The organism is Rhizobium sp. BK176, from assembly GCF_024808055.1.
Genome location: NZ_JANUBV010000009.1, coordinates 168707 through 182288, shown reverse-complemented (window position 1 = coordinate 182288; position 13582 = coordinate 168707). Strand labels below are relative to the sequence as shown.

Here is a 13582-nt window from a genome sequence, read left to right as displayed (position 1 = left end):
CGTCAGACCAGCTCAACGTCGATGACGCCGGGTGCAGCGCGAAGCGCGGCGGCAATCTCGGGCGTGATGCGATACTTCTGCGGAAGCTCGACCTCCACCTCGCGCTTGCCCTCCTCCTTGATGACGATGAAGGAAACCAGGCCGTCGCCCTTGGCGTTCAGGTGTGCAGCGACGGCGCGCAGCGGCCCGGAATCGCGCACATAGACGCGCAGAGCCTTCTGCATCTGCAGAGACTTCTCCTCAAGCGATTGTATCGTCTGCAAGCGAAGGCCGATGCCTTCCGGCCGTTCCTCCCCCGTCGCCGTAATCACGAAGGACTTCCCGGATTCCAACACGTCACGGTATTGGTTCAGCATCTCGGAGAATAGGACGGCTTCGAACTGCCCAGAGGAATCTGAGAACACGATGATGCCCATCTTGTTGCCGGTTCGCGTCTTGCGCTCCTGCTTCGAGATGACGGTGCCCGCGAGGCGGCCGTTGCTCGCTCCCTGCTTCACTGCGGCCGAAAACTCCGCAAAGGTCTGAACGCGCATCTTCTGCAGAATGCTCTGATAGCTGTCGAGCGGATGCGCCGTCAGATAGAAGCCAAGGACCTGAAACTCCTTGAGCAGCTTCTCCGAGGCCAGCCACGGCGAAAACGGCGGCAGCGAGATTTTCTCCGGGCCTGACGACAAAGCGCTGCCGAAGATATCCGACTGGCCGCTCAGCTTGTTTTCCTGCGCACGCTGCGCGTAGCCCATGATCCGGTCGAGCCCGCCTGCCAGTTGCGCCCGATCGAGCCCAAAGCAATCGAAGGCGCCGGCGAAAATCAGGCTTTCGAGCACGCGGCGGTTTACCTGCTTGGGATCGATGCGCAGGCAGAAATCCTCCAGGCTCGCGAATGGCGTGCCACCGCGCACCTCCACGATATGATCTACGGCAGATTCCCCGACACCCTTCAGCGCCGCCAGCGCGTAGTAGATTCGGTTGTCGCCGGTTTCGAAGTGGCGGAAAGAGGTCTGAACCGACGGCGGAATCACCTCGATCACGAGGCGCTTGGCGTCTTGGCGGAAGTCGTTGACCTTTTCGGTATTCGACATATCGAGCGTCATCGAGGCGGCGAGGAACTCGACCGGGTAATGCGCCTTCATGTAGGCGGTCTGATAGGAGACGATCGCGTAGGCGGCGGCGTGCGACTTGTTGAAGCCGTAGTTCGCGAACTTTGCGAGCAGCTCGAAGATGTTGTCAGCCTGCGGCTTCGAGACGCCGTTCTTCACGGCACCGACGACGAAGCGCTCGCGCTGCTGGTCCATCTCCGCCTTGATCTTCTTACCCATGGCGCGGCGCAGAAGGTCGGCTTCGCCGAGCGAGTAACCCGACAGGACCTGGGCGATCTGCATCACCTGTTCCTGGTAAACGATAACGCCCTGCGTTTCCTTCAGCAGGTAATCGATCGTCGGATGGATCGACTCGATCTCCTCCTCGCCGTGCTTGCGGGCGTTGTAGGTCGGGATGTTTTCCATCGGGCCTGGACGATACAGGGCCACGAGCGCGATGATGTCCTCGATGCAGTCCGGCTTCATGCCGATCAGCGCCTTGCGCATTCCCGCACTTTCCACCTGGAACACGCCGACGGTTTCGCCGCGCGAGAGCATCTCGTAGGTCAGCTTGTCGTCGAGCGGGATCGATGCAAGGTCGACCTTGATGCCGCGCTTGGTGACGAAATCGACGGCGACCTTCAACGTCGTTAGTGTCTTCAGTCCGAGGAAGTCGAACTTGACCAGGCCGGCCTGCTCGACCCACTTCATGTTGAACTGCGTGACCGGCATGTCGGACCGCGGATCGCGGTACATCGGCACCAGCTTCGACAGCGGACGGTCGCCGATGACGATACCGGCGGCGTGGGTGGAGGCGTGACGGTAGAGACCTTCGATCTTCTGTGCGATATCGAGCAGGCGGGCTACGACGGGCTCCTTGTCGGCCTCTTCCTGCAGCTTAGGCTCTTCCTCGATCGCCTTCGACAAAGGCGTCGGATTGGCCGGATTGTTCGGCACCAGCTTACAGATCTTGTCGACCTGACCGTAAGGCATCTCCAGCACGCGACCCACGTCTCGCAAAGCCGCGCGTGCCTGCAGCGAACCGAAGGTGATGATCTGCGCCACCTGCTCGCGGCCGTATTTGCGCTGCACATAGCGGATCACCTCTTCGCGGCGATCCTGGCAAAAGTCGATATCGAAGTCCGGCATCGAGACGCGTTCCGGGTTGAGGAAGCGTTCGAAGAGCAGCGAGAAACGCAGCGGATCAACGTCAGTGATGGTCAGTGCGTAGGCGACGAGCGAGCCCGCACCCGAGCCACGGCCCGGGCCGACGGGGATGTCATGCTGCTTTGCCCATTTGATGAAGTCCGAAACGATGAGGAAGTAGCCAGGGAACTTCATGCGCTCGATAACGCTGAGTTCGAATTCCAGGCGTTCCCGGTAGTCCTTCTCCTCATAGCCGGGCGACATGCCGAGTGTGGCTAGGCGATTGTCCAGCCCCTCCTCTGCCTGCCTGCGCAATTCCAGAGCCTCTTCGCGTTCGGCCTCCTCGGGATCGGCCGTCGCGCCGGTGAAGCGCGGCAAGATCGGCTTGCGTGTCTTCAGGATGAAGGAGCAGCGCCGGGCGATCTCGACGGTATTTTCCAAGGCTTCAGGCAGGTCCGCGAACAGCTTGGCCATTTCGGCGCGGCTCTTCAGGTAGTGATCGGGTGTCAGGCGGAATCGGGTATCATCCGAGACAATGGCGTTGTGGGCGACGGCCATCAGGGCGTCGTGCGCATCATAGTCCTCACGGGTCGGGAAGAAGGCTTCATTGGTGGCGACCAGCGGCAGGTCATACTCGTAGGCAAGGCCGACCACCTTCTGCTCGTGGCGCTTGTCGTAGGTGCCGTGCCGCTGCAGCTCTACATAAAGCCGGTCGCCGAAATGGCGCTTCAGCAGCAGAAGGCGTGCTTCCGCCTGGGCGGTATGCCCGTCCTTAAGCGCCATGTCGATCGGCCCCGTCAAGGCGCCGGTCAGAGCGATCAGACCGCCGGTACCGATCTCATCGAGCCAAGAGGCGCGAATGTGAATCGATTGACCGTTGCCCTCACCGCCGAGATAGGCGCGGCTGACAAGGTCCACCAATCGCTCGTAGCCGGCATCGGTGGCCGCCAAGAGCACCAGCGACGGGAGCTTGACGAGTGCCTGCTGGCCGCCTCGCCGTTCCGTCTCAAGACTGTCTTCCATATCGATCGAGACCTGGCAGCCAATGATCGGCTGCAGCCCCTCATCCATCGCCTTCTGCGAAAATTCGAGGGCGACGAACAGATTGTTCGTATCGGTGATCGCGATCGCCGGCTGACTGTCGCCCGACGCCTTGTAGAGAATCTTCTTGAGTGGCAGCGCGCCTTCAAGCAGCGAGTAGGCTGAGTGAACCCGCAGGTGAACGAAGCCTGGCGTGCCACCGATAAAACCGCTTGCCGCGTCTTTCTCCGCACCCGCCATAACATGCCTTCCGATCACCTGAATCAATCAGGTCTATTCTCAGCATTGAGGGGTCGATGTCCAGAGAAGCGATCGGGTTCGGACCGCATGGCAGCCATGCGGTCCCCTGAATTCTTACATTGCCATGCAGATCAGCGAGAAGCTGGCAACGAACATTGCGATGGAGGTGAATGCTGCGATATCACGGATCATGTCAGTCATTTGGCTCTCCTGTTCTCTTATGTTTTCAGTTTGTTCCGCCCTTGTTCTATTGTCAACAGGATTCTTTTCCGCTCTGCTGGCTGCATGGCACGGGGAGAAAAGCATGCTTAAGTTTGTCTTAATTGTTGGATTGGCTTGGTCGGCAGCGTTTACCGCTCGGGCCGAACAAATCGATCCCGCGCGCATCATTGACGCGACGACGGGCGATTGGGACGGCGACGGGCATGAGGATCTCGCGCTGCTGGTTGCTCCGGAAGATGACGCCAGCGACGATCAGATCGGCATCTACCTTTACCTTCGCGACAGCGATCACGAGCTTCTGCGACTTTCGCTTACCGCGCCCGACAAGATTTGGGGCAGCACCAATGCCAATGGCGTCTTCGGGCAGGAACCGTCATTGAAAGCCATTGGCAAATCCTCGATCGCCATCCACTCACAGAACAGTGCGATCGGACGCGACCGCTGGGACCAGACGCTGACAGTGGCCTACCGCAACGAGCAGTTTGTCGTCGCCGGCTATACCTACAATCACTACGACACGCTCGACCCGAATGCCGCCGGCTCCTGCGACTACAACGCGTTGACCGGGAAGTTGCAGAAGGATGGCAAGGACGTCAAAGCCGAGCCACGTGTCCTCCCGATCGCTGAATGGAACAACGAGACCGGGCAATCCATCTGCGGCCAGTGAAGCATGTTCCCTTTTTGTTCTTTACAACTGGCAGTCTTTTTGAGACGTTGCCGAACGAGGGGGATAGGTCATGGATATTGCTGCATTGAACCGGTTCATCGTTGAGGCGAAGGCCCGTACCTATGTTGGCGGCGGAACCCCTGCACCCGCCTGCCGGACAGGATCGCATGACATCGGTTATCAGCGTGGACAGTGGCGCTATCTCGACAGCTATTTCGGCGGCGCCGATTTCGCCGGGCAAGAAGTGGTTTGGCTGGACGGCGAACCGGTCTGGGCGATGAACTACTTCGGACGCATCGTCGAGCATTCGTTGATCGACGGGAAAAGAGCGGGAACGGTGATTAAGGCTGCACTGTCAAAAATGTATGCCGAGTACCGACGTTTTCTCGGCGGCATGGAATTCGAGCATGCTTTCGGTTTCTATGCCGATCAAAACACAGGCGACTGCAGCCATTTCAGCGGTCGTGAAGTGATCGTCGTGAATGAGCGCAGGGCCTATGAACTGGACTACCGTGGCGGTCTCATCCAGCCCTGATCAGAAATCCACGACCTTGCCGTCGGTGATCGTGACGCGGCGGTCCATGCGCCCGGCGAGTTCATGATTATGGGTGGCGATGAGTGCCGCCAGGCCTGATTGGCGCACCAGCGCCTCCAGTGCGTCAAAGACATAGCTCGCCGTTTCTGGATCGAGGTTGCCCGTTGGCTCATCCGCCAGAAGCAGGCTTGGCGCATTGGCGACGGCACGGGCAATCGCCACGCGCTGTTGCTCGCCACCGGAAAGCTCCCCGGGGCGGTGCGCACCGCGATGGCCGATACGCATGTAGTCGAGCAACTGGCCGGCTCGTTCCTTCGCCTCCTTGCGCGGCAACCCGGCGATCATCTGCGGCATCATGATATTCTCGATCGCAGAGAATTCCGGCAGCAGGTGATGGAACTGGTAGACGAATCCGATTTCGCTACGGCGGATCGCCGTACGCTTATCATCCGGCAAACCGTCACAGGCATTTCCGTTGATGACAACCTCGCCGCCATCGGGATGCTCGAGCAGGCCAGCAACGTGCAAAAGCGTCGACTTGCCGGTCCCTGATGGAGCGACGAGCGCAACGATTTCGCCGCTGTTGAGCGTGAAATCGGCACCCTTCAAGATCGAGAGCAGCGTCTCGCCCTGGCCATAGTGGCGCTCGACGCCGGAAAGCTTGAGAACGGGATTCCGCTTCATGAAGAGAGCATTCCTTATTCGTAGCGCAGGGCTTGCACGGGATCGAGCTTGGAGGCTCGCCATGCCGGAAAGATCGTCGCGATGAAGGACAGCGTCAACGCCATGATCACCACGGACATGGTCTCGCTGAAGCTCATCTCGGCGGGCAGTTGGCTGAGGAAATAGAGCTGCGGGTCAAACAGCACCGTGCCGGACACCCAAGAGAAAAACTCGCGGATCTTCTCGATATTGACGCAAACAAGAACCCCGAGCAGCACACCGGCGAGCGTCCCAACGAGGCCAATGGCAGCGCCCGTCATAAAGAAGATGCGCATGATCGCGCCAGAGCTCGCGCCCATCGTCCGCAGGATCGCGATGTCACTGCCCTTGTCCTTCACCAGCATGATGAGGCCGGAAATGATGTTCAGCGCCGCAACGAGGACGATGAGCGTCAGGATCATGAACATCACGTTCCGCTCGACCTGCAGCGCGGAGAAGAAGGTCTGGTTGCGCTGGCGCCAGTCAGTAATCGCAATCTGGCGGCCCGCGGCGGCCTCCACCTTCGGCCGCATATTGTCAATGTCGTCGGGATTGTCGACGAAGAGTTCGATGGATTGAACCAGCCCCTCGGCATTGAAATAGAGCTGCGCTTCCTCAAGCGGCATATAGATGATCGTCGCGTCGTATTCCGACATGCCGATCTCGAAGATACCGGAGACCTTGTAGGACTTGACCCGTGGGTTTACACCCATCGGCGTGACATCACCTTCCGGTGATATCAGCGTGATGGTGTCACCTGCCTGAAGGCCGAGCTGTGTCGCCATACCCGAGCCGATAAGGACACCCTGTCCCGCGGCAAAACCGACAAGATCGCCGGACTTGATGTTGCCCGAGACCGTCTTAACCTTTTCAAGGTCCTCGGGCCGGATGCCGCGCACCAGAGCGCCCGTGCCCGCACCGCCCTGACCTGAGGCCAGGGTCTGGCCCTCGACCAGCGGCAGAGCAAGCTTTATGCCCGGCACGCCGGCAAGCTTGTCGGTCAGCGCCGGATAATCGTTGAACGGCGTATCGACCGGCTGAACGATCATGTGACCGTTGATGCCGAGAATGCGGGAGATCAGTTCCGTCCGGAAGCCGTTCATGACAGCCATGACGATGATGAGCGTAGCAACCCCAAGCATGATGCCGATGAAGGAAAAGCCGGCGATCACCGAAATGAACGCTTCCTTGCGGCGGGCGCGCAGATAGCGCCACGCCACAAGCCGTTCGAAGGCGGAAAATGGCCGGCTGGCCGGCGCCGAGCCGGATTTAGAACCCTGCTGGCTCACCGCTACATCTGCCATCCTGCCTCCTGCCTTCTCAGCCCAAGAGCTTGTTGATCGCCGCGTCGATGGTCATCGTTTCGCGGGCGCCTGTCTTGCGGTCCTTCACTTCGACTTCGCCGCTCGCGACCGCACGCGGGCCGGCAATGATCTGCACCGGAACGCCGATCAGGTCGGCGGTCGCAAACTTCGTTCCGGCGCGGTCGTCCGTATCGTCGTAGAGGACGTCCTTGCCGGCGTTCGACAGCGCCGCATAGATCTTCTCGCAGGCAGCATCGCTCGCCGCATCACCGGCCTTCATGTTGATCACCACTGCATCGAACGGCGCGACCGACGCCGGCCAGATGATTCCATTCTCATCATGCGATGCTTCGATGATGGCGGGAACAAGGCGAGTTGGGCCAATCCCGTAGGAACCCATGTGGACTGTATGCTCCTTGCCATCCGGACCCTGCACCTTCGCGCCCATCGGCTCGGAATACTTCGTGCCGAAGTAGAAGATGTGGCCGACTTCGATACCGCGGGCCGAGAGGCGATCGCTCTCAGGAATGGCATCGAATGCGGCCTCGTCGTGCATCTCGGAGGTAGCGGCATAAACCGACGTCCACTTGTCGAAGATTGCCTGCATGCCGGCGACGTCGTCGAAGTCGATATCGGCTGCCGGAATGTCGAAGTTCACGAAATCGCGGTGCGAGAATACTTCCGACTCGCCGGTGTCGGCGAGAATGATGAACTCGTGGCTGTGATTGCCACCGATCGGGCCGGTGTCGGCACGCATTGGAATGGCGCGCAGACCAAGGCGGTCAAAGGTGCGCAGGTAGGCCGCGAACATCTTGTTGTAGGAGTGGACTGCGTCTTCCTTGGTCAGATCGAAGGAATACGCGTCCTTCATCATGAATTCGCGCGAGCGCATGGTACCGAAACGCGGACGGATCTCGTCGCGGAACTTCAGCTGGATATGGTACAGGTTGAGCGGCAGGCTCTTGTAGGATTTCACGTAAGACCGGAAAATATCCGTGACCATTTCCTCGTTCGTCGGACCATACAGCATCGGGCGATCCTGGCGATCCTTGATGCGCAGCATTTCCTTGCCATAGGCGTCGTAGCGCCCGCTTTCCTGCCAGAGTTCGGCAGATTGCAGCGTCGGCATCGACAGTTCGATCGCACCGGCGCGGTTCTGCTCATCGCGAATGATGTTGTTGACCTTGTCGAGCACGCGCTTGCCGAGCGGCAACCAGGAATAGATGCCCTGCGACTGCTGCCGGATCATGCCGGCGCGCAGCATCAGCCGGTGAGAGACGATCTCCGCCTCCTTGGGATTTTCCTTCAGGATGGGCATGAAATAGCGAGACAGGCGCATGGCGAATTCCAGAGCTGTTGAGACACCGCATGGCGCGGAATCGAAGGCGTTCACAAATATTGGCAGCGTTCATAACTGCTTCGTGAAAGGAAAGAAACCCGCGACGGACTTAAGCGGCCTTCCGTTAAAGCATGTTCGCACTTGCGAAGCAGACAATCTAAGAAAAAGGCGAAATTATAATGGCTTGTGCGAAATTCTTATCAACAGAAAAAAATTGCTGAAGTGTAGCAAAAATGCAAAAAAAGCTGATGACAAAGCCCATTCTTTGAGCTAGTTTTAGCCCACAAAACAGGCAAGGAGCTCAAATCCTTGTCGATTTCGCGGTCAAGTCTTGGGAGGATCAGATCTTAGGCGCGCTCGTCGCAGCCCCGGCAACGGATAAGGATCACGCGATACTTAAAACAAGGCTTTTAGCCTTGTTTTTTTTTGCTTTTTATTACTCCAAACAGCCCGATGAATTGGGCCTTCTAACGTAAAGCAATGTCCATATCACGTTACGGCAACTCCATGCCGCAACTTGATGACAGGTGTATGACAGTCGAAATCCGCATTCGCCCAAAAACTGGGCAAACGCCCTTAGACATTTGAGAACGAAGGGCCGATTTGTGGTAGGGCGTCGAAACCCCATCCGAAGTAATTCGAAGCGATATACCAGAGAGCATATATGATGGCGGAAATGAGCGTCGTCATCGAAAAAACGAAGACAGCCCTAAAGCGGGTCGGCGCGCTGTGAACCGTTCCCAGCACGATGTCGTTGTCTTCCGCTTGTGTGCGCAGACCGATCGGGAGAACGGCAAAGAGCGTCATCCACCACACGATAAAGTAGACGGCGAAGCCCTGTAGAAATATCTGCAGCATCGAATTGTCCCGCTAGGCTCTCTGCGACGATCGCAATTGCCGTGCTTATAAGCCGAAATACCGGCCAACTCAAAGCCGCTTTCAGGCACCTTGCCGACTTTCGGCATTTTCGGTCACTCTGCCGCAGGCCTGCTCAGACCTGCTCGAGCTCGATCAGGGTGCCGAAGAAATCCTTCGGATGCAGGAAGAGCACCGGCTTTCCGTGCGCGCCGATCTTGGGCTCGCCGGCGCCAAGCACCCTCGCCCCACCTTGGATCAACTGGTCGCGGGCCGCGAGGATATCGCCAACCTCGTAGCAAATATGGTGCATCCCGCCGGACGGGTTCTTGTCCAGAAAGGCAGCAATCGGCGAGTCCGTTCCCAGCGGCTGCAGCAGTTCGACCTTCGTGTTCGGCAACTCAACGAAGACAACGGTAACGCCGTGTTCCGGCAGAGCTTGCGGGGCCGAAACGGTCGCGCCTAGCGTATCGCGGTATGACGCCGTTGCGGCCGCAAGGTCGGGAACTGCAATAGCGACATGGTTGACCCGACCGAGCATCCGTCACACCTTCGTAACGAAGACCGTGACGACAGGCTTCTTGCCCCAGGTCTGGTTGGCCGTCGCTCGGATGGCACGGCGGACCGACTCCTGCAGCAGGTCGAGATCCTTCCGTCGGGCCCGTGGTATACTCTCGATGGCGCCAACAGCCGCATCGTAAAGCGTATCTTCCATCTCGTCGCCTTCGTCGTCATAGACAGGAAGGCCAATCGCGACAAGATCGGGATCACCGACGATATCGTAGCGGCTATCGATCACCACGTTGACGGCGACGTGGCCGACATAGGAGAGCTTCTTGCGCTCGCCAATGCCCATCTCGTCGAAATCGCCGATCAGCGAGCCGTCCTTATATATACGGCCATGCGGCGCCTCGTCGATTACCTCGACGGGTCCTGGTGCCAGCCGGAGGATGTCGCCATTGCGCACGCGCGGTACGATCGCGATACCGGACTGCTCCGCAAGTTCCTTGTGAGCCGTCAGGTGCGTCGCTTCGCCATGCACCGGCACAACGATCTTCGGCCGGGTCAGCTCATACATCTTCTGCAGCTCGTTGCGGCGAGGATGTCCGGAAACGTGAACGAGGGCCTCGTTGTCGGTGATCACGTGGACGCCCTGCTCGATCAGGCCGTTCTTGATATCCTGGATCGCCTTCTCGTTACCGGGGATAGCGCGCGAGGAGAATACCACGATGTCGCCTGATGCCAGCGCCACATTGCGCATCTCGTCGCGCGACAGTTTCGCAAGGGCAGCGCGTGGCTCGCCCTGGCTACCGGTCAGAATGACCACCACCTTGTCGCGCGGGACGTAGCCGTATTCCTCCTCGGAAATGAACGGCTTGATGCCTTCCATCAGTCCGATATCGCGGGAAACGTCGACGACCCGCTTGAGCGAGCTGCCAAGCAGAAGGACTTCGCGGCCTTCAGCCTCGGCCGCCTCGGCCACGGTGCGAATACGGCCGACGTTCGATGAGAATGTCGTTACCGCAACCCGGCCTTCCGCATTCTCGATGATCTTGCGCAGGCTCGCGGAAACGTCCTTCTCCGACGGCGATACGCCATCTCGCAGAGCATTCGTGGAATCGCACATCAACGCCAGGACACCTTCATCCCCGAGTTGGCGGAACCGTGTCTCGTCGGTCAGCGGACCAAGCGAAGGCTCATGATCGATCTTCCAGTCGCCGGTATGGATCACATTGCCGAGTGGCGTACGGATCACCAGCGACATCGGCTCGGGAATGGAATGGTTGACCGCCACGCCCTCGACACTGAAGGGGCCGGCATTGACAGTGTCGCCCGCCGTAAACAGCGTCACCGGGATCTCGCCAATGGCCGATTTCTCGAAGTTGCGCTTTGCCTCCAGCAGGCCAGCGGTAAAGGCGGAGGCATAGACCGGCACATTGAGGCCCGGCCACAGATCGGCGAGCGCGCCGTAGTGGTCCTCATGGGCGTGGGTGATAAAGATCGCCTTGAGGCTCTTGCGCTCACTGGCGAGATAACGAATGTCCGGCAACACAAGATCGACTCCCGGCAGGTCCGGTCCCGGGAAGGTGACGCCGCAGTCGACCATGATCCACTGGCGGTGGTCCGGCGGGCCGTAGCCGTAAAGGGCGAGATTCATTCCGATCTCGCCAACGCCGCCCAACGGCAAAAATACCAGTTCGTCCTGCTTCGCCATATTTTTCGTTTTTCCAATCAACCAAAGAAGACGTCGCCGGCGGCAATCGTCATCATCCTGCCTGCGCCGGTATCGAGCATCAACAGGCCATTATCATCAATTCCGGCGAAGTGGCCGGAAATCGACCGGTCCGGCAGGTTCACAGTTATCTTTTCGCCGATACCACAGGCGACCCGGCGCCACCGCTCCGTGATTTCCCGTACACCGCGGCCGCGATCCCATGCCTCCAGGACCTCAGCCATCGATGCATAAAGATGGGCGAAAACCTCTTCGGGGGAAGCCGAGCTCCCCTGCTCGCGCAGGCAGGTGACCGGGTAGAGCGGGTTATCAGGCATGAATGCGACGTTGATGCCTATGCCGATGACGAGTGAATGACGCCCGTCCGGGAGGGCTTCGCCCTCGACAAGAATGCCGCAAGTCTTCTTTCGTCCGACCAGGATATCGTTCGGCCACTTCACTTCGAGCGGCTCGGCCGTATGCGGCAGCACATGGCGAACGGCTTGGTGAACCGCGACGGCAATTGCCAGCGGCAAAGAGCCAAGGCGCTCCAGGGGCGCCGGATCGATAAGAAGAAGCGAGGCATAGAGATTGCCCCGCTCGGAAACCCACGGGCGTCCCCGGCGGCCACGGCCGCCGGTCTGTTTTTCCGCCGTGATCCAGAGAAGACCGCGGTCCCCTGCCCGCGCACGGGCAAGGCATTCGCTATTCGTGGACGATGTCTCCGACAGAGCCTCGTGCCTGAAATCGTCGAGCGATATCCGGCGCCGTGCCTCAGAGTTCATCAAAAGAGCGTCGCAGCTGCAAGCTCGGCCGCGCCGCCGATCGGACCGCCGATGAAGACATAGGCGAGAATGAAGAGGCCAGACAGACCAAAGACAAGACGGAGCGACCCCGAGACCCGCGCGAACTCGCCGGTGGCTTCATCGAACCACATCAGCTTAATGACGCGCAGGTAGTAGTAGGCGCCGACGACCGAGGCGAGAACACCGATGATCGCAAGAGCATAGAGCTTCGCTTCGATCGCAGCCACAAACACGAAGTACTTCGCAAAGAAGCCTGCGAGCGGAGGAATGCCCGCCAGCGAGAACATCAGGATGGTCATAACCGTCGCCATGAACGGATTGGTGGTCGACAGGCCAGCCAGGTCGTTCACTTCTTCGACGACCGTGCCGTCCTTCCGCCGCATCGACATGATGATCGCGAAGCCGCCGAGTGTCATCACCATGTAGATGACCATGTAGAGCATGACGCCCGAAACGCCGGTCTGGTTGCCGGCAGCTAGGCCAACAAGCGCATAGCCCATGTGACCGATCGACGAATAGGCCATCAGTCGCTTGATGTTCTTCTGGCCGATTGCGGCAAAGGAACCAAGCAGCATGGAAGCGATCGAAATGAAGACCACGACCTGCTGCCAATCAGCCACGACCGGCTGGAAGGCAGTGATCACAATACGGGTCAACATAGCCATCGCCGCAACCTTCGGAGCGCTGGCAAGGAATGCCGTGACCGGGGTCGGCGCGCCTTCGTAAACATCCGGTGTCCACATATGGAACGGAACAGCGGAAATCTTGAAGGCGATACCGGCAAGGATGAAGACCAGGCCGAAGATGAGACCGAGCGAACGCGCGCCGTCAACGCTCAATGCCTGGGCGATCGCAGCGAACTGGGTGTGACCGGTGAAGCCATAGACCAGCGACATGCCGTAAAGCAGCATGCCCGAGGAAAGCGCTCCGAGTACGAAGTACTTCAGGCCGGCTTCCGTGGACTTGACGCTATCGCGATTGATTGCAGCAACGACGTAAATCGCGAGCGACTGCAGCTCAAGGCCGAGGTAGAGCGAGATGAGATCGTTGGCCGAAATCATCAGCAGGATGCCGAGCGTGCAGAGCACGAGCAGGACCGGAAACTCGAACTTGTCGAGCTGGTTTTCCTTGGCCAGACCAAGCGACATGAAGAGGGCTGCAATCGAGCCAACCAGCGCCGTGATCTTCATGAAGCGACCGAAGCCGTCCGACAGGAAGACACCGCCGTAGGCAAGGCCTTCGCTCGGCAGGAAGATCAGCCACAAGGCGGCTGCCGCCAGCACGATCATCGCGAGAACGCTGACCATGCGGCCAGAGCGCTCCCCCGAGAAGACGCCAATCATCAAGAGAACCAAGGCGCCGACCGCGAGGATCAGCTCCGGAATGGAAAGATGGAGGCTTGCGAGAATAGTTTCAGAGGTCATGTCCCAAAAGTCC

11 protein-coding genes are annotated in these 13582 nt (G+C 59.3%); 2 read left to right on the top strand and 9 right to left on the bottom strand.

Going from position 1 to position 13582, the window contains the following annotated elements; genetic code table 11:
- Nucleotides 1–2 precede the first annotated feature (2 nt).
- Nucleotides 3–3503, bottom strand: coding sequence for a DNA polymerase III subunit alpha (gene dnaE / locus FHT76_RS24865; protein WP_183859179.1), 3501 nt, complete (start codon nt 3501–3503; stop codon nt 3–5).
- A 304-nt stretch (nt 3504–3807) separates the two neighbouring features.
- Here dnaE and FHT76_RS24860 point away from each other — a divergent pair, with 304 nt between their 5' ends.
- Together FHT76_RS24860 and FHT76_RS24855 are read left to right on the top strand one after the other, a co-directional pair.
- Nucleotides 3808–4392, top strand: coding sequence for a hypothetical protein (locus tag FHT76_RS24860; RefSeq protein WP_183859181.1), 585 nt, complete (start codon nt 3808–3810; stop codon nt 4390–4392).
- Between the two features lie 70 nt (nt 4393–4462).
- Nucleotides 4463–4927, top strand: coding sequence for a DUF5680 domain-containing protein (locus tag FHT76_RS24855; RefSeq protein WP_183859183.1), 465 nt, complete (start codon nt 4463–4465; stop codon nt 4925–4927).
- On the opposite strand, the gene FHT76_RS24850 is transcribed toward FHT76_RS24855, so the two are convergent.
- The 8 genes from FHT76_RS24850 to nuoN form a co-directional block, all read right to left on the bottom strand.
- The gene (locus FHT76_RS24850; protein ID WP_183859185.1) at nt 4928–5611 is read right to left on the bottom strand and encodes an ABC transporter ATP-binding protein; all 684 of its coding nucleotides are present in this window, start codon (nt 5609–5611) and stop codon (nt 4928–4930) included. It abuts the gene before it with no gap.
- 14 nt (nt 5612–5625) lie between these two features.
- Entirely contained in the window at nt 5626–6933 is a 1308-nt protein-coding gene (locus FHT76_RS24845; protein WP_183756828.1) for a lipoprotein-releasing ABC transporter permease subunit, read from the bottom strand.
- A 16-nt stretch (nt 6934–6949) separates the two neighbouring features.
- Nucleotides 6950–8272, bottom strand: a complete 1323-nt coding sequence (gene proS, locus FHT76_RS24840; protein WP_259185937.1) for a proline--tRNA ligase — start codon at nt 8270–8272, stop codon at nt 6950–6952.
- Between the two features lie 576 nt (nt 8273–8848).
- Nucleotides 8849–9130, bottom strand: a complete 282-nt coding sequence (locus FHT76_RS24835) for a DUF1467 family protein (protein WP_183859189.1) — start codon at nt 9128–9130, stop codon at nt 8849–8851.
- A 133-nt stretch (nt 9131–9263) separates the two neighbouring features.
- The gene (mce, locus tag FHT76_RS24830) at nt 9264–9668 is read right to left on the bottom strand and encodes a methylmalonyl-CoA epimerase (RefSeq protein WP_183859191.1); all 405 of its coding nucleotides are present in this window, start codon (nt 9666–9668) and stop codon (nt 9264–9266) included.
- 3 nt (nt 9669–9671) lie between these two features.
- Entirely contained in the window at nt 9672–11342 is a 1671-nt protein-coding gene (locus tag FHT76_RS24825; protein WP_114712324.1) for a ribonuclease J, read from the bottom strand.
- A gap of 17 nt (nt 11343–11359) precedes the next feature.
- A complete protein-coding gene (locus tag FHT76_RS24820) occupies nt 11360–12124 on the bottom strand; it encodes a biotin--[acetyl-CoA-carboxylase] ligase (protein WP_183859193.1) in 765 nt (254 codons plus the stop codon).
- Nucleotides 12124–13569 carry an NADH-quinone oxidoreductase subunit NuoN gene (gene nuoN, locus FHT76_RS24815; protein ID WP_183859195.1) on the bottom strand — a complete coding sequence of 482 codons (1446 nt, stop codon included), beginning with the start codon at nt 13567–13569 and terminating at the stop codon, nt 12124–12126. The genes FHT76_RS24820 and nuoN overlap by 1 nt, the downstream gene beginning before the upstream one ends.
- Nucleotides 13570–13582: the final 13 nt, after the last annotated feature.

Excerpts from the sequence above, each read along its gene's own strand:
- mce (WP_183859191.1), bottom strand. The coding sequence starts at position 9,668 with ATGCTCGGTCGGGTCAACCATGTCGCTATTGCAGTTCCCGACCTTGCG.
- nuoN (WP_183859195.1), bottom strand. The coding sequence starts at position 13,569 with ATGACCTCTGAAACTATTCTCGCAAGCCTCCATCTTTCCATTCCGGAG.
- FHT76_RS24855 (WP_183859183.1), top strand. The coding sequence starts at position 4,463 with ATGGATATTGCTGCATTGAACCGGTTCATCGTTGAGGCGAAGGCCCGT.
- proS (WP_259185937.1), bottom strand. The coding sequence starts at position 8,272 with ATGCGCCTGTCTCGCTATTTCATGCCCATCCTGAAGGAAAATCCCAAG.
- FHT76_RS24825 (WP_114712324.1), bottom strand. The coding sequence starts at position 11,342 with ATGGCGAAGCAGGACGAACTGGTATTTTTGCCGTTGGGCGGCGTTGGC.
- FHT76_RS24860 (WP_183859181.1), top strand. The coding sequence starts at position 3,808 with ATGCTTAAGTTTGTCTTAATTGTTGGATTGGCTTGGTCGGCAGCGTTT.
- FHT76_RS24845 (WP_183756828.1), bottom strand. The coding sequence starts at position 6,933 with ATGGCAGATGTAGCGGTGAGCCAGCAGGGTTCTAAATCCGGCTCGGCG.
- FHT76_RS24850 (WP_183859185.1), bottom strand. The coding sequence starts at position 5,611 with ATGAAGCGGAATCCCGTTCTCAAGCTTTCCGGCGTCGAGCGCCACTAT.
- FHT76_RS24835 (WP_183859189.1), bottom strand. The coding sequence starts at position 9,130 with ATGCTGCAGATATTTCTACAGGGCTTCGCCGTCTACTTTATCGTGTGG.
- FHT76_RS24820 (WP_183859193.1), bottom strand. The coding sequence starts at position 12,124 with ATGAACTCTGAGGCACGGCGCCGGATATCGCTCGACGATTTCAGGCAC.
- dnaE (WP_183859179.1), bottom strand. The coding sequence starts at position 3,503 with ATGGCGGGTGCGGAGAAAGACGCGGCAAGCGGTTTTATCGGTGGCACG.